The sequence below is a fragment of the Nocardioides ginsengisoli genome, assembly GCF_039537225.1.
In the GTDB taxonomy this organism is placed as follows: Bacteria; Actinomycetota; Actinomycetes; order Propionibacteriales; family Nocardioidaceae; genus Nocardioides; species Nocardioides ginsengisoli.
The window spans coordinates 26,221-47,045 of record NZ_BAABAC010000009.1 but is presented as its reverse complement, the minus strand read 5'-3'; the positions used below and the strand labels follow the sequence as shown (position 1 = coordinate 47,045).

Below are 20,825 nucleotides of genomic sequence, written 5' to 3'. Positions count from 1 at the left end.
CCGCGTCCCTGTTCGTCTCCCGTTCCGGAGGATCCTCATGTCCGGCGTCACCGACGCCGGGAGCACTGGCCTGCTTCTCGCCGGCCCCGCGGTCGCGCGCACCTTCGCGTGCGCGCTGCTCGGCCGGCTCGCCTACGGCGTGCTCCCGCTCTGCTTCCTGTTCACCGTCCGCGACGCGGCCGGCTCCCTGGCCCTCGCGGCCACCGCGTCCGCCCTGCTCGGCATCGCCACGCTCGCGATGCCGGTCCATGCCCGACTGCTCGACCGGCTCGGCCAGCGACGGGTGCTGCCCGTCGTCGCCGGCTGCTGGTCGGCGCTGCTTGTCACGGGCGCCGTCCTCGCCCGGGGCGACCACCCGCCCGCGACCTGGCTCGTCCTCGCGCCGCTGATCGGGCTGAGCAGCCCGGTGCTCGGGCCGTCGATGCGCGCCCAGTGGCGCGAGATCGCGCCCGAGGGGCCGCAGCGGCGGCGGGCGTACGCGCTCGACTCGGTCGGCGAGGAGTCGCTCTACCTGGTCGGCCCGATCGTGGCAGGCGCCGTCCTCGCGCTGGGGCCGGCATGGGTCGGGCTGCTCGTCGCGGCCGCTCTCGTGTGGTGCGGCGTGCTCGGCCTGGCGCTGTCGCCGTACCGGCCGCCCGTGGGGGTGGTCGGCGCCCCGTCCGCCCCCTCCGGATCGCCCGGCGCCCGTGCGCCGTCGGGCGCCGCCGCGATCGGCGGCCTGGTCGCCTCCCTCGCGCTCTTCGGCGCGGGCAGCGCCGCCGCCTTCGTCGGCATCGCCGCCCTCGCCGACCGTGCCGGCCGCCCCGGCTTGGCCGGACTGATCGAGGCAGCCGTCGCGATCGGCGCCGTCGCCGGCGGACTGGTCTGGGCGCGCCACGGGCGGAGCCACCCGGCCGGCCGGGTCCTCGCGCTGCTGCTCGTCGTCCTCGCGCTGGCGCAGGCACTGGTCGCCCTCGTCGCCGGACCGCTCGCCGCGGCCGTCGTCCTCGGCCTCGGTGGGCTCACCACCTCGCCGGTCTTCGTCGTCGCCTACGCCGCGGTCGACGAGCGGGTCGCTCCCGCCCGCCGTACCGAGATGTCGACGTGGGTCAACGTCGGCGTCAACGGCGGCAGCGCCCTCGGCACGGCCGTCGCGGGCCTGGCCGCCGGCGGGGGAGCGGCACTGCCGTTCGCGCTCGCCGCCGCCCTCTCGGCCGGCGCTGCAGGGGTCGCCGCGGCGTGGGGCAGGATGTCCCCATGGCCATCCACATCACCGACGACGCCGCAGCCGACGAGCTCCTGACGACCAACCCCTTCGCGCTGCTCGTGGGCATGATGCTGGACCAGCAGTACCCGATGGAGCACGCGTTCATGGGCCCGCAGAAGGTCGTCTCCCGGTTCGGCAGCTTCGACCCCGCGGCGATCGCGGCGGCCGACCCGGAGGAGTTCGCGGCGCTCTGCGCGACGACGCCGGCCATCCACCGCTTCCCGGGGGCGATGTCCGCGCGGCTGCAGGAGCTGGCGCGCATCGTCGTCGAGCAGTACGACGGCCGCGCCGAGCGGATCTGGACCCAGGCGGTCGACGGCAAGGACCTGATGAAGCGCCTCCAGGCCCTGCCCGGCTTCGGCGCGCAGAAGGCGAAGATCTTCGTGGCACTGGTGGCCAAGCAGCTCGACGTCCGGCCGGAGGGCTGGGAGAAGGCGGCGGGCGACTACGCGCTGGAGGGCTTTCGGTCAGTGGCCGACGTCGTCGATCCCGTGTCGCTGCAGAAGGTGCGCGACCACAAGAAGTCGATGAAGGCTGCGGCCAAGGCCAAGACCGCCACGGCGTAGTCGCCCGCCGCGCGACCTACTTCCCGCCGATCGTCGCCGCCCACGGGTAGTTCAGCTGGACGGCGGCGGTCGGCGCGCCGGTCAGCCCCTTCGACAGGAAGACCGAGTTGAAGGGCGCATAGAGGGGCACCCAGATCATCGCGTCGGCGGCGATCTTCTGCGCCTGCACGATCAGTTCCGCGCGCTTCGCCTCGTCGGTGGTGTGAGAGGCGTCGGAGACGAGCTTGTCGTACGTCGGGTCCGACCACTGCGCGTAGTTGAAGTAGTTCGTGGTCTGCAGGTACTGGTAGATCTCGGTCGGGTCCGGGAAGTCGGTCTGCCACAGCGAGAAGATCATGTCGATGCCCTTGCGCGCGCCGGCGTCGCTGTAGAGCGCGTTGTAGCCGTCGGCCGACAGGGTCTTGATCCGCACGTCGATGCCGAGGGCCTTGCCGGCGCGGGCGACCTCGGCGCCGATGATCGGCATCTCGGACTGCGACGAGGTCACCGCGACGGTGATCGGCTCCTTCGGCAGGCCGGCCTCGTCGACGAGTGCCTTGGCCTCCTTCAGGGAGCCGCCGGGGTCGGGCAGTGCGTCGTACCCGGCCTTCAGCGTGTCCTGCGCATAGCCCCAGGTGCCGGGCGAGGCGGGCGCCTTGAGCGGCTCGGCGGCCGACGCGACGGCGGCCTTGATCAGGCCGGGGCGGTTGATCACCATCGACAGCGCCCTGCGGATCCGTACGTCGGCCAGCCCGCCCTTCAGGTTCGTCACCATCCCGACATAGCTGCCGGACGTGCGGCCGAACGACAGCGTGCCGGCCGACGAGCTGAGCAGACGGCCGTACCCGGACGCCGGGATCAGCCAGGAGCCGTCGACCTGGCCTGACAGCAGCGCGTTGATGCGGGCGGCCGGGTCGCGGATGAACTCGAAGTCGACCTTCGCCGCGTGCGGCTTCAGGCTGTCGTCCCAGTAGGCGTCGTTGCGGGTCAGCGTGATCGACGTACCGGTCTTCCACTCGTCGAGCTTGTAGGGCCCGGTGCAGTCGATGCCGCCGGTCGGCGTGCCGACGGCCTCACCTGCCTTCTCGGTCGAGGCCTTGTCGAGCACCCGGCCGGCCGGCGTCGCCATCGACTGGTTGAACAGCGCGTCGGGCTCCTTGAGCCGCACGGTGACCTCGAGCGGGCCGGTCGCGCGGATGTCCTTGACGTTCTCGTAGACGCCGCCGAAGTTCGACCCGAGCTTCTGGTCGAGGTTGCGGTTGAGGCTGTAGGCGACGTCGTCGGCGGTCAGCGGGGCGCCGCTGTGGAACGTCACGCCGGCGCGGATCTCGTAGACCCAGGTGGTCGGGTCCGGGTTGGTCCACGACGTCGCGAGGGCGGGGGAGATGGTGAAGTCGGGGTTGATCCGGCCCAGGCTCTCGCAGAGGTTCGCGAGCACCTCCATCGGCGGGAAGTCGTTCGACCGGATCGGGTCGAGGGACGACGGCTCGGCGTAGAGCGCCCAGTGCAGGGTGTCGATCGACTTCGTCGCGGCGGGCAGCGACTCGGTCACCTTGATGCCGGCGGCAGCGGGGCTGCCGGGCTTGCCGTCGGCGCCCGAGCACGCCGCGGTGAGCAGGACGCCGGCGAGGGCCAGGCCGACGAGTCCGGTCCTCTGGGGGCGGTGCAGTTGCATGGATGGCCTTCCGGTGGTCGCGGAACAGGGTCAGGACGAGAGGGACAGCTGCGCGGCGAGGGCGCGTCGCTGGGTCGCGACCGCCTCGGGGTCCCAGCCCGGGCTGGGGACGCTGGAGAGGAGGAGCCGGGTGTAGGGGTGCTGCGGGTCGCGGAGGACGTCGGCGGTGATGCCGCGCTCGACGACCCGGCCGCGGTGCATGACGAGGACGTCGTCCGTCACCCAGCGGACGACGTCGAGGTCGTGGCTGACGAACACGAGCGCCACGCCCGTCTCGCGGCGGATCCGGGCGAGCAGGTTGAGGATCTGGGCCTGGATCGACACGTCGAGGGCGGCGGTCGCCTCGTCGAGCACGATCACCTTCGGCTTCGCCGCGAGCGCACGGGCGATGGCGACCCGCTGCCGCTGGCCGCCCGAGAGCCGCCGGGGGAGCGCGGTCATCTCGCGCTCGCCGAGGCCGACCTGCTGGCACAGCTCGCGGCGGGTCGCGGCCACGGCCGCCCCGGTGACGCCGTGCACGCGCAGCACCTCGTCGAGCGCCTCGGCGACCGTCTGGCGCGGGTCGAGGCTCTGGTACGGGTCCTGGAACACCAGCTGGACCAGGCGGGCCCGCGCCGACCGGTCGCGTCGGGAGCGGCCGCCGGGCAGGGGCGAACCGGCGAAGCGGATCTCGCCGGCATCGGGTCGCTCGAGGCCGACCAGCATCCGCGCGGTCGTCGTCTTGCCCGAGCCGGACTCGCCGACGATCCCCAGGGCACCGCCCTCCGGGACGACGAAGCCGACGTCGTCGACGGCGACCACCTGGCCGCGGACATAGCTCTTCCGCAGCCCGGTGGCCTCGATCAGCGGAACCGTCATCGGGCACCTCCGGGGGTCAGGGCCGGTGCGTGGTGGCAGGCCACGGTGTTGCCGGCGGCGCCGGCCTCCTCGGGCCGCTCGGTCCGGCACCGCTCGTCGGCCAGGGCACAGCGCTCGGCGAAGGCGCAGCCGGTCGGGACGTCGTACAGGCTGAGCGGCCGGCCGGGGATGGCGACCAGCTCGGCGCGGTCGGCCGTCGGGCGCGACGCGAACAGCGCGGCCGTGTAGGGATGGCGCGGCGTGAGCGACAGCTGGCTCGACGGGGCCGACTCGACCACGCGGCCGGCGTACATCACCAGGATGCGGTCGCACAGCGCGACGGCGAGGTCGAGGTCGTGCGTGACGAAGACGATCGACAGGCCGCGGTCGCGGCGCAGCCGCGAGAGCAGGGCGACGATCTCGGCCTGCGTCGTGACGTCGAGCGCGGTCGTCGGCTCGTCGGCAAGCAGCAGCCGCGGCTCACCCGCCAGGGCGGTCGCGATCATGACCCGCTGCAGCATCCCGCCCGACAGCTCATGCGGGTACTGGCGCAGGTGACGCTCGGGGTCGGGCAGCCCGACCTCCTGGAGCAGGCCGAGGGCGACGTCGTTCGCCGCGCGCCGCGACATCCCGCGGACGACGCGCAGGCCGTCGGTCAGGAAGTCGCCGATCCGCTGGATCGGGTTGGTGTGCGCCCGCGGGTCCTGGAAGACCATGGACGCCGTGTGCGCGCGGACCCGGTGGATGTCGGCGGCTCGGGCGCCGAGCACCTCGGTCCCGTCGACGCGGATGCTGCCCTCGGCGGCGGCCGATCCGGGGAGCAGGCCGAGGGTGGCACGTAGCGTCACCGACTTCCCGGAGCCCGACTCGCCGACCAGGCCGACGATCTCGCCGCTGCCGCAGGTGAGCGAGACACCGTCGAGGATCGGCCGGCTCTCGACGTCGGTGCGCAGCCGGACCGACAGGTCCTCGATCGTCAGGAGGGGATCGGTCACTGCTCGGCCCTCCGGACCCGGTCGGCGATGCCCTCGCCCAGCAGGCTGAAGCAGACGACGGCGATGACGATGCAGACGCCAGGGGCGACGGCGGAGATCGGGTAGCCCTGGATCAGGGCGCTCTGGCCCTCCGAGATCATCGAGCCCCAGTCGGCCTGCGGCGCCTGGACGCCGAAGCCGAGGAAGGAGAGGCCGGCCAGGTCGATCATCGCGTAGCCGAAGCAGAGCGACGACTGGGCGAGGACGAGCGGGGCGATGTTCGGCACCAGGTGGCGCAGGATCACCTTCAGGCTGGAGATGCCCTGCATCTCGAGGGCCCGGATGTAGGGGCGTTCCCGCTCGGTCAGCGCGAACGACCGCGTCAGCCGGGCCATGTACGGCGTGTAGGCCACCGCGAGCGCGACGACCGACGCGATCAGGCCGGGGCCGATGACCGCCACGACGAGGATCGCGAGCAGCACCCCCGGGAAGGCGAAGACCAGCTCGACGATGCGCGACAGGACGGCGTCGACCCACCCGCCCCGCCATGCGGCGAGCACGCCGACCGCGACGCCGAGCACGGTGGAGCCGACGACGACGCCGAGCGGGCCCAGCAGCGAGATCCGGGCGCCGGAGATCAGCCGGGACAGCACGTCGCGCCCGGCCTGGTCGGTGCCGAGCCAGTGCGCCGACGACGGCGGGCCCAGGTAGTCCGACAGCGACACGGCATTGGGGTCGTGCGGCGTGATCCAGGTGCCGAGGACGGCGACGAGCACCAGCCCGCCGAGGACGGCGAGCGGCACCGCGATCGCGCCCGACGTACGACGGCGGCGGATCCGGAAGCGGAAGTGGACCGCGGGGGCGGAGGTCGTGGTGTTCATCGGGCCGCCTCCACGCTCCGGGCGCGCGGGTCGATGAGCGGGCGGACCGCGTCGACGGCGAGGTTGACGAGGGCGAAGACCGCCACGATCACCAGCACGATCGCCTGCACCACGGGGAAGTCCTTCACGTTGACGGCCTGGACGAGCAGGGAGCCGACGCCGTTGAGCCCGAACGCGGTCTCGACGATCGTGGTCGTGACGAGCAGGCCCGACACGACGAGTCCGGCGAGGGTCACCACCGGGCCGAGCGCGTTGCGGAAGGCCTGGCGCCAGATGATCCGGCGCTCGGGCAGGCCGCGCATCCGGGCGGTCTCGACGTACTCGTTGGCGAGCTCGACGAGCATCGCCGACCGCGTGGTCCGGGTGACCAGCGCGCCCGACGAGAACGCCAGGGCGATCGCCGGCATCGTCAGGTGCCAGAGGCGGTCGAGCAGTCCGCTGCCGTCGCCGAACGCCGGGAACCAGTGCAGCGACACCGAGAACAGTGAGGTCATCACGATCGCGACCACGAAGCTCGGGGTCGACATCGCCACGGTGCTGGCGACGACGACCGAGGTGTCGGTGCGGCCCTTGCGGACCGCGGCGAGCACGCCGGTCAGCACGCCGCCGACCACGATCAGCACGCTCGCGTAGGCGATGAGCAGCAGCGTCGTGGGCAGCCGGGAGCCGATCAGCGCGGTCACCGGCTGCCGGAACTGGATGGACTGCCCGAAGTCGCCGCGCAGGAGCCCGCCCACCCAGGCCAGGTACTGCTGCCAGAACGGGTCGTCGAGGTGGTACTGGTCGCGGATCGCTTGCAGGGTCGCGGGCGTGACGGAGTTGCCGTGCACGAGGAACGACTCGGGCGAGCCCGGGGCGAGGTACATCGCCGAGAACACCAGCACCGACGCGGCGAACAGGACGACGACCAGCTGCCCCGCGCGGAGCGAGAGCATCCGGGTCGTTCTCATCGCGCGGCCCCCAGATCGGCGGCCCACGGGTAGTGCAGCTGGACGTACGACGCCGGCGAGCCGGTGACCCGCTTGTTGAGGAAGAGCGTGTTGTACGGCGCGTAGAGCGGGATCCACAGCAGCTGGTCGACGACGATCTGCTGCGCCTGGGTGATCAGCTCGGCACGCTTGGCCCCGTCCATCGTCTGCGCGGCCTCGTCGACGAGCGCGTCGTACTTCGGGTCGGAGAAGCCGGTGAAGTTGTAGAAGTTGCCGGTCTGGAAGTACTGGTACATCTGCACCGGGTCGGCGAAGTCGGTGCCCCAGCCGGTGAGGTAGAGGTCGATGCCCTTGCGGGCCTTCGCGTCGGTGTAGACGCCGTTGTAGGCGTCGGCCGGGAAGGTCTTGATCTCGACGTCGAGGCCGATCTGCTTGGCGGCCGACTGGATCTCGGCGCCGATGACGGGCACCTCGGCCTCGCCGTTGGTCGTGGCGATCACGATCGGCCGGTCGGGTGCGCCGGCCTCCTTGACCAGCTTGCGGGCGGCGTCCAGGTTCCGCTCGGTGACGGCGAGCCCGTCCCACGCGGACTGGAAGGTCGGCTCGGCATAGCCCCACGAGCCCGGGACGGCGGGCGCCTTCTGCGGCTGGGCGGCTCCGCCGGCGACGGCGCGGATGATGCCGTTGCGGTCGATCGCCATCGAGAGGGCCTGGCGGATCCGGACGTCCTTCAACGGGCCGGACATGTCCATCACGATGGCGTTGAAGCCCTGGGTGCTCTTGCCGTAGTAGACCGTGCCGACGCCGCTCTTGCTCAGCTTCGCCAGCGAGGACGGAGGCAGGAACCAGGCGCCGTCGATGGTGCCGGACAGCAGGCCGTTGACCTCGGCGGCGGGGTCGCGGACGAAGGTGAAGGTGAGCTTCGCGATCTTGGCCCGGTGGGCGGGGTCGAAGTAGTGGTCGTCGCGGGTGACGGTGATCGACTGGCCCTTGTCCCACTTCGTGAGCGCGTAGGGGCCGACGCAGTTCACGCCGCCGTCGGGCGTGCCGTAGGCCTTGCCCTTCGCCTCGACCGTCTTCTTGGAGTCGACGATGCCGGCCGGGCTGCTCAGGTAGGAGTTCCACAGCGCGTCGGGCTTGGTGAGCTCGACCGTGACCTCGAGCGGTCCGGTCGCGGTGATGCTCTTGACGTTGACGTAGGCACCCGACCAGAACGAGCCGGCGGCCTTGTCGAGGTTGCGGTTGAGGCTGAACGCGACGTCCTCGGCGGTCAACGTGGTGCCGTCGTGGAAGGTCACGCCCGGCTTGAGCGTGTAGACCCACGTGGTCGGCGTCGGGTTCACGTAGGACTCCGCGAGCGCCGGCTCGACGTGGAGGTCGGGGTCGAGGCGCAGCAGCCCCTCGCAGACGTTGGCCATGATCTGGCCGGTGTCGAAGCTGGCGTTGTAGATCCAGTCCATCGACGACGGCTCCGAGGCGACCGCCCAGGTGGCGGAGTCGAGGTCGCCGGCCGCCTTGGGGGTCACCGTGGTGACCTTCAGCTCGGGCGTGGCGGGCTTCGCGTCGGGGGACTGGCCGCACGCCGCGAGCAGCACGGTGCCGGCCGTGGCGCCCACGGCGAGCTGGTGGATCCGAGACGTCGGGATGCGCATCGAGGGCCTCCTGGACCGCTGACCGCTGGTGTGACCCAGGGCACAAAAGTGGGGTTCGCGACTCGCAGTCAACAACGCCTTCCGGTCCCGGGTCAATAGATTCGTGAAACGTTTCATTTTGGAAATGAAACGTTTCATTTCTGTCGATCTGCGTGCATGATGGTCTCCGCGCGTCGACCCGTCTGCAGGTGTCCGCGCTGATGAGGAGGACAGCCCGTGACCCCCACCCCCTGGGTCCTGGTGACCGGCAACGGCGCCTATGGCGACACCGCCGTCCGCACCGATCTGCGCTACGACGAGAACCCCAGCTCCGCGGTCGCCCGCGCCCTCGACGGCGAGGTCCTCGCGGGGCACCGGGTCGTCGGCCGGAGCATCGACTGGGACCTCGACCCGGCCGAGGCGCTCGCGCCGCTGATGCTCGACGGCGAGCCGCCGGTCGCGGTGATCGGCTGCGGCGTCTTCTCGGGCCGGACCACCGTCACCGTCGAGCGGGTGGCCATCAACGTGCAGGACTTCCAGTTCGCCGACGGCGGCCGCCGGCCGGCGGGTGAGCCGATCGTGCCGGGAGGCGCGCCGGCCTACCTCGCGACGCTGCCGATCAAGGCGATGGCGCAGGCGATGCGCGCCGCCGGCGTCCCGGCGCTGATCTCCAACAGCGCGTCGACGCACGGCTGCAACGCCGTCATGTACGCCGCGCTGCGGATCGCCGACGAGAAGGGGCTGCCCTCCCGCTGCGGCTTCGTCCACCTGCCCGACCCGCCCGAGCACGTCGCCCAGATGCGCAGCAACGGCCCGAGCATGAGCCTCGACCTCCAGGTCCGCGCCGTGCGCGCGGGGATCGAGGCGACGCTCGCCCATCCCGTCGACATCGTCGACCCCGTCAACGAGTGGGAGTGGTGAGCCGCCGATGAGCGCCGACCTCGACATCCGCAACGCCCGCCTGCACGGCCGCGACGACCTGGTCGACCTCGTCGTTCGCGACGGGCGGATCGCGACGATCGCCCCCGGCGTGACTGCCCTCGGCCGGCCCGGTGTGCCGGTGCTCGACGCGGCCGGAGGACTGGTCTCGCGCTCCTTCGTCGAGCCGCACTACCACCCCGACAAGGCCTACAGCCGCGCGCTCGCGCCAGATCCGGACGCGGACCCGTTCGCCCGGTCGACCGCGATCAAGGCCGGCTTCACCGCCGACGACGTCGCCGACCGCGCCGAGCGCGCGCTGCGGCTCGCCGTCCTCAACGGGGTGACCGCGATGCGGGTGACCGCCGACGTCGACTCGGTCGTCGGGCTGCGCGCTGTCGAGGGCCTGCTCGAGGCGTGCCGCCGCGTCGACCATCTCGTCGACACCGACGTCGTCGCGTTCCCGCAGGAGGGGCTGCTCCGCGATCCCGGCGCCGAGGCTCTGCTCGCGCAGGCCGTCGGCCTGGGCGCTCGGTACGTCGGCGGCTGGCCCAATGTCGAGGACGGACTCGACGCCCAGCGTGAGCACGTCCGGCGGGTCTTCGACCTCGCCGAGCGCCAGGGCGTGGGCGTCGACCTGCACGTCGACTGCTGGATCAGCCCCGACGAGGTGATGCTCGAGGTGGTCGCCGCCGAGACGATCGCCCGTGGACTGCAGGGCCAGGTCCTGGTCAGTCACTGCTGCGGCCTCGAGGTCTACGACGACGTCCGCGCCAAGCGGGTCGTCGAGCTCGTCGCCGAGGCCGACCTGCGTGTCGTCGCGATCCCGCTCAACCTCGTCGACGGCGGACCGCGCGGCCTGTCCCGGCCGGTCGAGCTGCTCGCCGCGGGCGTGACCGTCGCGCTGGGCAGCGACAACATGAGCGACGGCTGGTACCCCCTCGGCACCCTCGACCCGCTCGACCGCGGTCAGCTCGGCTACCTCGGCATCGGCTTCCACGAGGACGCCGACGTCGACACCGTCTGGGAGATGATCACGACCTCGGCCGCGGTCGCCATCGGTCGCGAGCCGGGCGAGATCGCCGCGGGCGCCGCGGCCGACCTCGTCGTCCTCTCCGCGCCGGACCGCGCGCACGCGCTGGCCCGCCTGCCCGGGACCCTCACGACGGTCCGCGGTGGTCAGGTCGTCGCGCGCCGCGACCTCCAGGTCGTGGTCGGCGAGACGCCCGAGGACGCCGCATGACGACGCCCGACCTCGTCGTCCGCGGCGGCCTGCTGGCGCTGCCGGACGGGATCGTCCCCGGCACGCTGGTCGTCGACGGCGGCCGGATCGCCGCGGTGCTGCCGGACGGCGTCGCCGTACCGGAGACGCGCGAGGTGCTCGACGCCGACGGCGCGGTCGTGTCCGCGGGTGTCGTCGACCTGCACGTCCACTTCGACGTTCCCGGCATCGACCTCGCCGACGACTTCCGGGTCGGCACCGCGTCGGCGGCGATCGGCGGCGTGACCTTCGTCGTCGAGCACCCCTTCTCCGACCCGCCGACCACCACGACCGACCGCTACGCCGCGAAGGCGCGCACGGCGGCCGAGCGCGCGCACGTCGACTTCGGCCTCTGGGGCGCGCTCACCGCGCCCTCGCTCGACCACATGCGCGGCCAGTGGGAGCTCGGCGCATCCGGCTTCAAGGCGTTCCTCCCCGACAACGACATGGGCTTCCCGCCGGCCACGCCGGAGGACCTGCGGGCCGGCATGACGACGGCCGCCGCCCTCGGCGCGCGGGTGCTCGTCCATGCCGAGGACCGGGCCGCGCTGGCCGACGGCGCCTCGCGGATGCGGGAGGCCGGGCGCAGCGACGTCGGCGCCTTCCTCGACGTCCGCCCGCCGGAGACCGAGGTCCGTGCGGTCGCGCACGTCCTCGACGTGGCGCGGGCGACCGGCGCCGCCGTCCACCTGGTGCACCTGTCGACGCCCGCCTCCGTCGACCTGGTCGCCGCGGCGGTCACCGACGGCGTTGCCGCGACCTGCGAGGTCGCTGCGCACCATCTGCTGCTCACCGACGAGGACCTGCGCGCGCAGGGCGGGATCGCGCTCTGTGCGCCGCCGCTGCGCTCGACCGCCGAGGTCGACGCGATGTGGGAGCGCGTCGCCGACGGCCGGATCGACGCGATCGTCTCCGACCACTGTCCGTGCGAGCCCGGCGTCAAGCAGGCGGCGGGCGACGATGCCCTCGCCGGCCCCTACGGCATCCAGGGCGTGCAGGAGTACGTCGCCCTCGTCCTCTCCGAGGGCCTGCGCCGCGGGGTCGCGCTCGACCTCCTCCTCGACCGGCTCACCGCGCGGCCCGCCGCGCTGTGCGGGGTCGCCGACCGCAAGGGCGCGCTGCGGCCGGGCCTCGACGCCGACCTGGTCGTGCTGCGGCTCGACCGGCCCTGGACCGTCGACGCCGCCGCGCAGCAGTACGGCGAGCTGCGCTGGTCGCCGTACGACGGCTTCCGGCCGACCGTCCGGGTCGAGCGGACCGTCGTCCGCGGCCGCACCGTCGCCGTCGACGGGGCGCTCGTCGCCGCGCCGGGCACCGGGTCCTTCGTGCCGCTGTCGCGGCAGGAGGTCGCGCGCGGATGAGCGGCCCCGTCGATCCGGCGCTGCAGCAGGGCGCCGACACCCTCCTTTGCACCTGCCTCGCGGTGGGCCACGGCGACCGGGTGCTGATCATCACCGACCGGGCGACCGAGCGCCTGGCGCGGATCGTGGAGTCGCGGGCCGAGCGCCTGGCGCCGACCGAGCTGGTCGTCGTCCCCTCCCTCGACGAGCGGTACGACGACGCGCGGGCCATGATCTCCGCGGCACTGCGGCGCTGGCGGCCCACGGTGACGGTGTTCGCCGCGGCGGACGAGCTCGACCGGCTCGCGTGGGATCCCACGTTCTATCCCGAGCTCGATGCCCTCGGCGCCCGGCACGCCCACCTGCCGGCGCTCGACGAGGCGTGCCTCGCGGTCGGGATGACGGTCGACTACCGCGAGGTCGCCCGGTTCAGCGGGCTGTTGCGCGACCGCCTGACGACCGCTCGTGAGCTGCACGTCCGCAACGAGCGCGGCACCGACCTGCGGCTCGTCACCCACCCGGAGCGGTCGTGGACGGCGTTCGACGGCCTCTACGGCTGCGCCGGCCAGGGCGGCCGCCTCCCGCAGGGCGAGGTGTTCGCGACGCCGGCCACCGCCGGCGGCGTCCTCGCCGCCTCGGTCGTGGGCTACCCGTTCAACGCCGCCACCGGCCTGCTCACCGAGCCGCTCCGCATCGAGGTGAGCGACGGGAGCGCCGTCGCGATCAGCCATCCCGACCGCGACCTCGCCGACCGGGTGTGGCGCTGGCTGTCCGACGCGCCCGGCGGGCTGCGGGTCGGCGAGCTCGCGCTCGGCACCAGCCGCGAGCTGCCCGGCATCACCGGCAACCTGCTCTTCGACGAGAACGTCCCGGGCGTGCACGTCGCGCTCGGCCACCCCTTCCCCGAGCTCACCGGCGCCGACTGGGAGTCGCCGGTGCACGTCGACCTCGTCGTCGAGCGCCCCGACGTCGTCGTGGACGGCGCCGCGCTCCTCGTCGCGGGGGACTACACCGACCTCGCCCTCACCCCCTGACCCTGGAGGATCCGATGACCACCACGTCCCTCGTCCGGTCCCGCGCTGACGTCGTCAGCGGCAACCGCGGCCGGGTGCGGCCGTCGTACGTGCTGATGTGCCCCGACAACCTCGTCGAGAACGCGCTGCCGCACCTGCGCGGCGTCAACGCCTGCCCGCTCGCGACGCCGCGACTGCAGCAGGCGGAGTTCGGCGAGTACCTGCTCGAGACCGAGCCCGGCGCGCACAGCGTGCAGCCGCTCGGCGTCGGCTTCCAGAGCTTCCTCTACGTGCTCGACGGCGGCGCCGACCTGGTCGTCGGCCAGGACCGGTTCGGCCTCGCGGCCGGGGGCTACTGCTACCTGCCCCCGGGGGAGACCTTCCACCTGACGACCCCGGACGCCAGCCGGCTGCTCTGGGTGAAGAAGAGGTACGACGCCGTCGACGGCGTGGCCCGGCCGCACCGGGTCGTCAGCCACGTCGAGGACGCCGAGCACATCCCCGACGAGACGATCGGCGGGACCTATGCGCAGCTGCTGCCCGACGACGAGTCCTTCGACATGGCGATGAACGTGCTCCGCTTCGACGTGGGCGCGCGCTTCTCGATGGTCGAGGTGCACCACCAGGAGCACGGGCTCTACATGCTGTCCGGCGCGGGCGTCTACTACCTGGGCGACGACCACGTCGAGGTGCAGGCCGACGACTTCGTCTACATGGCGCCCTACTGCCCGCAGTACTTCTACTCCACCGGCGCCGAGCGCGCGTCGTACCTGCTCTACAAGGACGTGAACCGTGACGGTTTCTGAGCCGACCGCGGACCTGGTGGTCGTCGACGCCCGAGTCGGCGACGAGCGGGTCGACGTCGTCGTCCGCGACGGCGTGATCGCCGCGCTGGCGCCCCGCGCCGCGGAGGGAGTGCCGGCCCGGCGGCGGATCGAGGCCGCCGGCGGCCTGCTGCTCCCGCCCTTCGTCGAGGCGCACAGCCACCCCGACAAGGCGATGAGCCGCTCGATGATCCCCGAGCTCGGACTGCCCTCCGTGCTGCACACGCGGCCGGAGAAGATGCAGCGGCAACGCGACCTCAAGGCGGCGTTCACCCGCGCCAACGTCGCGGAGCGGGCGACCCGGTTCTTCGAGCTCGCCGTCGGCAACGGCATCGGCGTCGTCGCCGGTCAGGCCGACGTCGACACGGTCACCGGGCTCACCTCCTTCCAGGGCCTGATGGACGCCAAGGAGCGCTGCGCCGGGCTGCTCGACGTCCGGGTCACCGCCTTCCCGCAGGAGGGGATCGTCCAGGACCCCGGCGCCGCGGACCTGGTGGCGGCCGCCCTGGAGGCCGGCGCCGACCGGGTCGGCGGCTGGCCCAACAACGAGCGCACGTACGACGACCAGCTCACCCACCTCGACACGGTCTTCGCGCTCGCCGAACGCTTCGGCGTCGGCATCGACGTCAACGTCGACTACTTCACCGACCCGACCGAGCGGATGCTCGTGCCGCTCGCCGAGCGGACCGTCGCGCACGGCATGCAGGGCATGGTCAACGCCAACCACGTCGGAGCGCTCGAGACCTACTCCGACGACGACGCCGCCCGCGCCATCGAGGCGGTCGCCGAGGCCGGCATCGCCGTCACCGTCTGCCCGACCAACCTCGGCGGATCCCAGCCCTACCGCGGTGTCTCGCGTGCGGTCGAGCTGCTCGCCGCCGGCGTTCCGGTGGCCGTCGGCACCGGCAACCTGCAGGACAACTGGGAGCCCTTCGGCAACCTCGACCCGATGGACATGGCGCGCCTCGCCTGGCACGCCGTACCGCTGGCGGGGCTGGCGGGGCTGGCGGGCGAGGGCATCGACACCGCGCTCGCGCTCGTCGGCGCCCATGCCGCCGCGGCGGCGGGGATTCCCGCGCCGGAGGTGGTCCGAGGCGGGCCGGCCGACTTCGTCGTCCTGGCGGCGACGAGCCCGGCCGACGCCCTGCGCAACGAGCCCGGACCACGCTGGACGGTACGACGGGGACGCGTCGTCGGCGAGCATCGCGCGTCCCTGTCCTGGGCGGAGCGGTGAGTAGGCTCGGCGCCGTGACGACGAAGCGGGGTGCGAAGGCGACCATCCGCGACGTCGCCGCTGCCGCCGAGGTCTCCGTCGCCGCCGTCTCCGCCGCGCTCAACGGCAAGGGCTCGCTCAAGGCCGAGACCCGCGAGCGGATCCAGCGCGAGGCCGAGCGCCTGGGCTACCGGCCGAGCCGGGTGGCCCAGGCGTTCCGCGAGGGACGGATCGGCGCGATCGCGCTCGTGCTGCCGCTGATGGACAGCGTCGACGAGCAGCAACGGCTGATCGGCCTCGACTACTACATGGCGATCGCCGCCGGATCCGCCTCGGCCGCCTTCGCCGCCGGCTACTCGCTGACGCTGACGCCGCCGCTGTCGAGCCGCGAGCAGTGGCGGATGGTCCGCGCCGACGGGGTCGTGCTCTGCGACCCGGTCGCCGACGACGAGCGGCTGACCGTGCTCGACGAGATCGGCGTCCCGGTCGTGACGATCGACCGCGACCCGACCCGCGAGCCGATGCCGCCGTACGCGGCCGGCGACAACTACGCCAACATGCGGCTGCTGCTCGACCACCTCGACGACGAGGGGGCCCGGCGGATCGCGCTGCTCTCCGCCGACTCGAGCTGGGCGTGGACCCAGGACGGCGACCGCGCGTACGCCGAGTGGTGCGCCGAGCACGGCCACGAGCCGCTGCGCGTCCCGGTGCCGCTGGGCAAGGGCGACAACGACGCGCTCGAGGCGACGGTCGAGCTGCTGCAGCGCGCCGCCCCGCCGGACGCCGTCATCGCCTCGGCCGAGCAGTACACCGCGGGTGTCGTCAACGCCTGTCGCAAGCTCGGGCGCCGGATCCCGGACGACGTGATGGTCGCGGTCGGCGTCGACAGCCGCTCGGCGCTGCAGAACGATCCGCCGCTGACCGCCATCGACCTGCATCCCCACCAGCAGGGCGAGGCCGCCGTCCGGCTGCTGCTCGACCGCCTGGCGCACGACGCCGCGCGGCCGGACCCGGTGATCGTGCCCAGCACGCTGCACCGGCGCGCGAGCACGCATCGCGGCTGACCGGATGCCACGCGCCTACTGGGGCATGTGGATCGCGATCTTCGTCGTCTGGGCGGGACGGGTCGTGGTCCCCTTCCTCACGCTCTTCTTCACCCATGAGGCCGGCTACTCGCCGACCGTCGCCGGCCTCGTCGTCTCGCTCGTCGGCGCGGGCGGGCTGCTGGCTGCCGCCACGATCGGCGGCCTCATCGACCGGATCGGGCCGCGCCGCGTCGTCCTGGCCGGCCTGCTCGCCAACGCCGTGGTGTGCACGGTCATGGCGACGGCGCCGGTGCCGGCGGTCGTCGCGGCGATGACCTTGCTGCTCGGGTACGCCGCCCAGGCCGTGGGGCCCGCCGGCTACGCCCTCATCGCCGACGTCCTGGAGCCGCCGGACCTGCGCCGCGGCTACGCCCTCTACTACGTGGGCGTCAACGCCGGCTTCGCGATCGGCCCGGCCGTCGGCGGCTACCTGGCTGCCCGGTCCTTCGCGCTCGTGTTCTGGGTCGAGGCCGCGTCGATGCTGGTCGCCGCGTTGGCGTGCGCGGTGCTGGTGCCGCCCGGCGTCGACGCCGTACGCCGACCGGAGCCCGCCGGAGCCGGGACGTCGGTGCGCGTGGTGCTGCGCGACCGGGTCTTCATGCTCTTCGTGGCGCTGCACCTGCTCTTCATCGCCGTCTACCTGCAGGCCCAGGTGACGCTGCCGGTCGTGCTGTCCCACGCGGGCTTCGCGACCACCGACTACGCGCTGCTGCTCGTGCTCAACGGCGTGCTGCTCATGGTGCTGCAGATGCCCCTCGAGCGGGTGCTGCGGGCGTGGCGGCAGAGCGTGCTGCTCGCCGTCGGCGCGGGGCTGCTCGCGCTGGGCTACCTGGGTCAGGTCGGCGCCGGCACGCTCACGGCGTACGCCGTCTGCGTCTGCCTGTGGACCCTCGGCGAGCTGCTCACCATGCCGACCGTCGCCGGCGTCGCGACCCTGATGGCGCCGCCCGCGCTGCGCGGGCGCTACCTCGCGGTGTCGAGCGCGGTGTGGCCGCTCGCCACCCTGGTCGGCCCCACGCTCGGCGGCGTCACGCTCGAGGCCGCCGGACCGACCGGCCTCTGGCTCGGCTGCGCCGCGGTCGGCGCCGTCGGCCTGCTCGGCCGGGTCGCGATGGTGCCGTCGCTCGACCGCCGCGTCGCCGTCGTCCCTCCCTCTCCTGCCCCCACGTCGACCACCCTCGAGGACTGAGGAGTCCCTCATGGCTGCTGCACCGACCGTCTACGAGCGCCGGCGCCCGGCCGCGGCACTCGTCGACCACCTGCTCGGCGAGGCCCGGCAGGCCTGCTTCTGGATCGAGGACGTCGGCGACCCCGGCCCGCCCGAGCTGCTGCGCGGCGATCACCGGGGCGACCTGGTCGTGGTCGGCGGCGGCTTCGCGGGCCTGTGGACGGCCGTGCGGGCCAAGGAGCGCGACCCCGGCCGGCACGTCGTCCTGCTCGAGGGGGAGCGGCTCGGCTGGGCGGCGTCGGGGCGCAACGGCGGCTTCTGCTCGGCGTCGCTCACCCACGGCTACGAGAACGGCCGCAGCCGCTGGCCCGACGAGATCGACACGCTCGAGCGGATGGGCCGGGAGAACCTCGACGGGATCGAGTGCACGGTGCGCGAGCACGGCCTCGACGCCGACTTCGAGCGGACCGGCAACCTGGCCGTGGCGGTCGAGCCGCACCAGGTCGCGTGGCTGCAGGAGGCTGCGGCGGCCGGGCACGGGCGCTTCCTCGACGAGGCGGCCGTGCGTGCCGAGGTCAACGGCCACGTCTATCTCGCCGGGATCGAGAGCCACGACACCGCACTGGTGCATCCGGCCAAGCTGGTGCGGGCGCTGGCCGGTCTGGCGCGCTCGCTCGGCGTCGAGATCTTCGAGCACGCGCGCGTCACGCGGGTCGACGCCGACGGACGGCGCGGTCCGGTGCGCGTCGAGCTCGACCGCGGCCGAGTCGTCGCCGACCGGGTCGCCCTGGCCACCAACGTCTTCCCGTCGCTGGTGCGCCGCTACCGGCTGCACACGGTGCCGGTCTACGACTACGTGCTGATGACCGAGCCGCTGCCGGCCGACGTCCTGGCCGACATCGGCTGGCGCCGGCGACAGGGCGTCGACGACCTCGCCAACCAGTTCCACTACTACCGGCTGAGTGCCGACGACCGGCTGCTCTTCGGCGGGTACGACGCGATCTACCACCCCGGCCGGCGGGTGCGCCCGGAGTACGAGCGGCGCCCCGAGACCTTCCGGAGGCTCGGCGAGCACCTGCTGACCACCTTCCCGCAGCTGGCGGGCGTGCGCGTCACCCACCAGTGGGCGGGCGCGATCGACACCTGCACCCGGTTCTGCGCGTTCTACGGCACCGCCCACCGCGGGCGGGTGGCGCACGCCGCCGGGTTCACCGGGCTCGGCGTCGGCGCCAGCCGGTTCGCCGCCGACGTGATGCTCGACCTGCTCGACGGCGCGCAGACCGAGCGCACCTCGCTCGAGATGGTCCGCCGCGCGCCGCTGCCCTTCCCGCCCGACCCGCTCGCGCGGGCCGGCATCGACCTCACCCGGTGGTCGCTCGTGCGGGCGGACCGGCGGCAGGGGGAGCGCAACCTGTGGCTGCGCACGCTGGACCGCTGCGGGCTGGGGTTCGACTCGTAGGCCGACCGCCACCGCCCCGACACCTGCCTGCCACGGGCCCGCCACCAGCCCGCCACCAGCCCGCCACCGGCCGGCCACCGGCCCGACATCGGCCCGACATCGGCCCGACATCCGGTCAGACGGGGCGCGCGGGCGGGACGCTTCGACGTACCAGGTGCGCCCCGATGACGGGGAGGCTGGGGGAGCCGTGGCAGAATGATCTTGCGGTCTTGACGCCTCCGGTCTTTGCCGCGCCCTAGAACCGTCAGCATCGAGAGGTGTTCGTGTCCTCGAACCATCGTTCGGTCCCGCCCGCCCTGCTCAGCCACCCCTCCATCGCCGCTCTGATCCAGCGCGGCACCTCGGCGGGAAGCGTCACGGCCGAGGACGTCCGTCAGGCCTTCGCGGCGGCTGAGGTCGCCCCCGCCCAGCTCAAGGGGCTGATGGCCCATCTCGCGGGCCTCGCCATCTCCGTCGAGCTCGGCTCGCCGGTCGAGCAGCGCGCCGTCGCGGCGGCCGCGCGCAAGACCGGGTCGACCACGGCGACCACGGCGAAGAAGGCGGCCCCGGCCGCTCCGGCGGCGAAGAAGGCCGCGCCGGCCAAGCCGGCCGCCCCCGCGCCCGCCGCTCCGGCGGCCAAGAAGGCCGCGCCGGAGAAGGCCGCCGCCCCGGGCGACGAGCCGGACGCCGACGACATGGAGGCCGTCGACCTCGCCGACCTCGAGGTCGAGGAGACCGAGACCGGGCAGCCCGCGGTCGGTCCCGACGGCAAGAAGATCCTGCCCGACATCTCCGACGAGCAGTTCGAGAAGGACGTCGCGGCCGACCCCTCCATCAAGGAGGACGAGAAGAACGCGTCGTTCATCGTCTCCTCGGCCGACGAGACCGACGAGCCGGCCCAGCAGGTCATGGTGGCCGGCGCGACCGCCGACCCGGTCAAGGACTACCTCAAGCAGATCGGCAAGGTCCCGCTGCTCAACGCCGAGATGGAGGTCGAGCTCGCCAAGCGGATCGAGGCCGGCCTGTTCTCGGAGGAGAAGCTCGGCAAGGGCGGCAAGATCTCCCCGAAGCTCCTCGAGGAGCTCGAGTGGATCGCCGAGGACGGCCGCCGCGCCAAGAACCACCTGCTCGAGGCCAACCTGCGTCTCGTCGTCTCGCTCGCCAAGCGCTACACCGGCCGCGGCATGCTCTTCCTGGACCTGATCCAGGAGGGCAACCTCGGTCTGATCCGCGCGGTCGAGAAGTTCGACTACACCAAGGGCTACAAGTTCTCGACCTACGCCACCTGGTGGATTCGGCAGGCGATCACCCGCGCGATGGCCGACCAGGCCCGCACCATCCGCATCCCGGTGCACATGGTCGAGGTCATCAACAAGCTCGCCCGCGTCCAGCGCCAGATGCTGCAGGACCTGGGCCGCGAGCCCACGCCGGAGGAGCTCGCCAAGGAGCTCGACATGACCCCGGAGAAGGTCGTCGAGGTCCAGAAGTACGGTCGCGAGCCGATCTCCCTCCACACCCCGCTGGGTGAGGACGGCGACTCCGAGTTCGGCGACCTGATCGAGGACTCCGAGGCGATCGTTCCGGCCGATGCGGTCAGCTTCACCCTCCTGCAGGAGCAGTTGCACGCCGTCCTCGACACGCTCTCCGAGCGCGAGGCGGGCGTGGTGTCGATGCGCTTCGGCCTGACCGACGGTCAGCCCAAGACGCTCGACGAGATCGGCAAGGTCTACGGCGTCACGCGCGAGCGGATCCGCCAGATCGAGTCGAAGACGATGTCGAAGCTGCGTCACCCGTCGCGCTCGCAGGTGCTGCGCGACTACCTCGACTGACAGCTCGACTGACAGCTC

18 protein-coding genes are annotated in these 20,825 nt (G+C 73.0%); 12 read left to right on the top strand and 6 right to left on the bottom strand.

Features of this window, described 5'->3' with window-relative positions; translation table 11 throughout:
• Positions 1-37 precede the first annotated feature (37 nt).
• Together AB4880_RS05820 and AB4880_RS05815 are read left to right on the top strand one after the other, a co-directional pair.
• Complete coding sequence (locus AB4880_RS05820) at positions 38-1,282, top strand: MFS transporter (protein WP_367918267.1); 1,245 nt, start codon at positions 38-40, stop codon at positions 1,280-1,282.
• Positions 1,237-1,812, top strand: coding sequence for an HhH-GPD-type base excision DNA repair protein (locus AB4880_RS05815; RefSeq protein WP_367918266.1), 576 nt, complete (start codon positions 1,237-1,239; stop codon positions 1,810-1,812). Before AB4880_RS05820 ends, AB4880_RS05815 begins: the two co-directional genes overlap by 46 nt.
• A gap of 16 nt (positions 1,813-1,828) precedes the next feature.
• Here AB4880_RS05815 and AB4880_RS05810 read toward each other — a convergent pair whose 3' ends face one another.
• From AB4880_RS05810 to AB4880_RS05785, 6 genes are read right to left on the bottom strand one after another with little or no spacing between them, the layout of a single operon-like run.
• Positions 1,829-3,466: an ABC transporter substrate-binding protein gene (locus tag AB4880_RS05810; protein ID WP_367918265.1), complete on the bottom strand. Its 1,638-nt coding sequence runs from the start codon at positions 3,464-3,466 to the stop codon at positions 1,829-1,831.
• A 30-nt stretch (positions 3,467-3,496) separates the two neighbouring features.
• Complete coding sequence (locus AB4880_RS05805) at positions 3,497-4,324, bottom strand: ABC transporter ATP-binding protein (protein WP_367918264.1); 828 nt, start codon at positions 4,322-4,324, stop codon at positions 3,497-3,499.
• Positions 4,321-5,298, bottom strand: coding sequence for an ABC transporter ATP-binding protein (locus AB4880_RS05800; RefSeq protein WP_367918263.1), 978 nt, complete (start codon positions 5,296-5,298; stop codon positions 4,321-4,323). Before AB4880_RS05800 ends, AB4880_RS05805 begins: the two co-directional genes overlap by 4 nt.
• Positions 5,295-6,158 carry an ABC transporter permease gene (locus AB4880_RS05795; RefSeq protein ID WP_367918262.1) on the bottom strand — a complete coding sequence of 288 codons (864 nt, stop codon included), beginning with the start codon at positions 6,156-6,158 and terminating at the stop codon, positions 5,295-5,297. The genes AB4880_RS05800 and AB4880_RS05795 overlap by 4 nt, the downstream gene beginning before the upstream one ends.
• Positions 6,155-7,108, bottom strand: coding sequence for an ABC transporter permease (locus AB4880_RS05790; RefSeq protein ID WP_367918261.1), 954 nt, complete (start codon positions 7,106-7,108; stop codon positions 6,155-6,157). Before AB4880_RS05790 ends, AB4880_RS05795 begins: the two co-directional genes overlap by 4 nt.
• Positions 7,105-8,739, bottom strand: coding sequence for an ABC transporter substrate-binding protein (locus AB4880_RS05785; RefSeq protein ID WP_367918260.1), 1,635 nt, complete (start codon positions 8,737-8,739; stop codon positions 7,105-7,107). The genes AB4880_RS05790 and AB4880_RS05785 overlap by 4 nt, the downstream gene beginning before the upstream one ends.
• 216 nt (positions 8,740-8,955) lie before the next feature.
• Here AB4880_RS05785 and AB4880_RS05780 point away from each other — a divergent pair, with 216 nt between their 5' ends.
• The 10 genes from AB4880_RS05780 (at position 8,956) to AB4880_RS05735 (ending at position 20,807) form a co-directional block, all read left to right on the top strand.
• On the top strand, positions 8,956-9,639 hold the full coding sequence (locus tag AB4880_RS05780) for a pyroglutamyl-peptidase I (protein WP_367918259.1): 684 nt from the start codon (positions 8,956-8,958) through the stop codon (positions 9,637-9,639).
• 7 nt (positions 9,640-9,646) lie between these two features.
• The gene (locus AB4880_RS05775) at positions 9,647-10,879 is read left to right on the top strand and encodes an amidohydrolase family protein (protein ID WP_367918258.1); all 1,233 of its coding nucleotides are present in this window, start codon (positions 9,647-9,649) and stop codon (positions 10,877-10,879) included.
• On the top strand, positions 10,876-12,258 hold the full coding sequence (locus AB4880_RS05770) for a dihydroorotase (RefSeq protein ID WP_367918257.1): 1,383 nt from the start codon (positions 10,876-10,878) through the stop codon (positions 12,256-12,258). The genes AB4880_RS05775 and AB4880_RS05770 overlap by 4 nt, the downstream gene beginning before the upstream one ends.
• Positions 12,255-13,271, top strand: coding sequence for an aminopeptidase (locus AB4880_RS05765; protein WP_367918256.1), 1,017 nt, complete (start codon positions 12,255-12,257; stop codon positions 13,269-13,271). Before AB4880_RS05770 ends, AB4880_RS05765 begins: the two co-directional genes overlap by 4 nt.
• Before the next feature lie 14 nt (positions 13,272-13,285).
• Positions 13,286-14,056, top strand: a complete 771-nt coding sequence (gene allE / locus AB4880_RS05760) for a (S)-ureidoglycine aminohydrolase (protein WP_367918255.1) — start codon at positions 13,286-13,288, stop codon at positions 14,054-14,056.
• On the top strand, positions 14,043-15,308 hold the full coding sequence (locus AB4880_RS05755; protein ID WP_367918254.1) for an amidohydrolase family protein: 1,266 nt from the start codon (positions 14,043-14,045) through the stop codon (positions 15,306-15,308). The genes allE and AB4880_RS05755 overlap by 14 nt, the downstream gene beginning before the upstream one ends.
• Positions 15,309-15,322: 14 nt before the next feature.
• Complete coding sequence (locus tag AB4880_RS05750) at positions 15,323-16,351, top strand: LacI family DNA-binding transcriptional regulator (RefSeq protein WP_367918253.1); 1,029 nt, start codon at positions 15,323-15,325, stop codon at positions 16,349-16,351.
• A 4-nt stretch (positions 16,352-16,355) separates the two neighbouring features.
• On the top strand, positions 16,356-17,561 hold the full coding sequence (locus tag AB4880_RS05745) for an MDR family MFS transporter (protein WP_367918252.1): 1,206 nt from the start codon (positions 16,356-16,358) through the stop codon (positions 17,559-17,561).
• A gap of 10 nt (positions 17,562-17,571) precedes the next feature.
• The gene (locus AB4880_RS05740) at positions 17,572-18,999 is read left to right on the top strand and encodes an NAD(P)/FAD-dependent oxidoreductase (RefSeq protein ID WP_367918251.1); all 1,428 of its coding nucleotides are present in this window, start codon (positions 17,572-17,574) and stop codon (positions 18,997-18,999) included.
• A 257-nt stretch (positions 19,000-19,256) separates the two neighbouring features.
• Complete coding sequence (locus AB4880_RS05735) at positions 19,257-20,807, top strand: RNA polymerase sigma factor (protein ID WP_367918250.1); 1,551 nt, start codon at positions 19,257-19,259, stop codon at positions 20,805-20,807.
• The last annotated feature ends 18 nt before the right edge of the window (positions 20,808-20,825 follow it).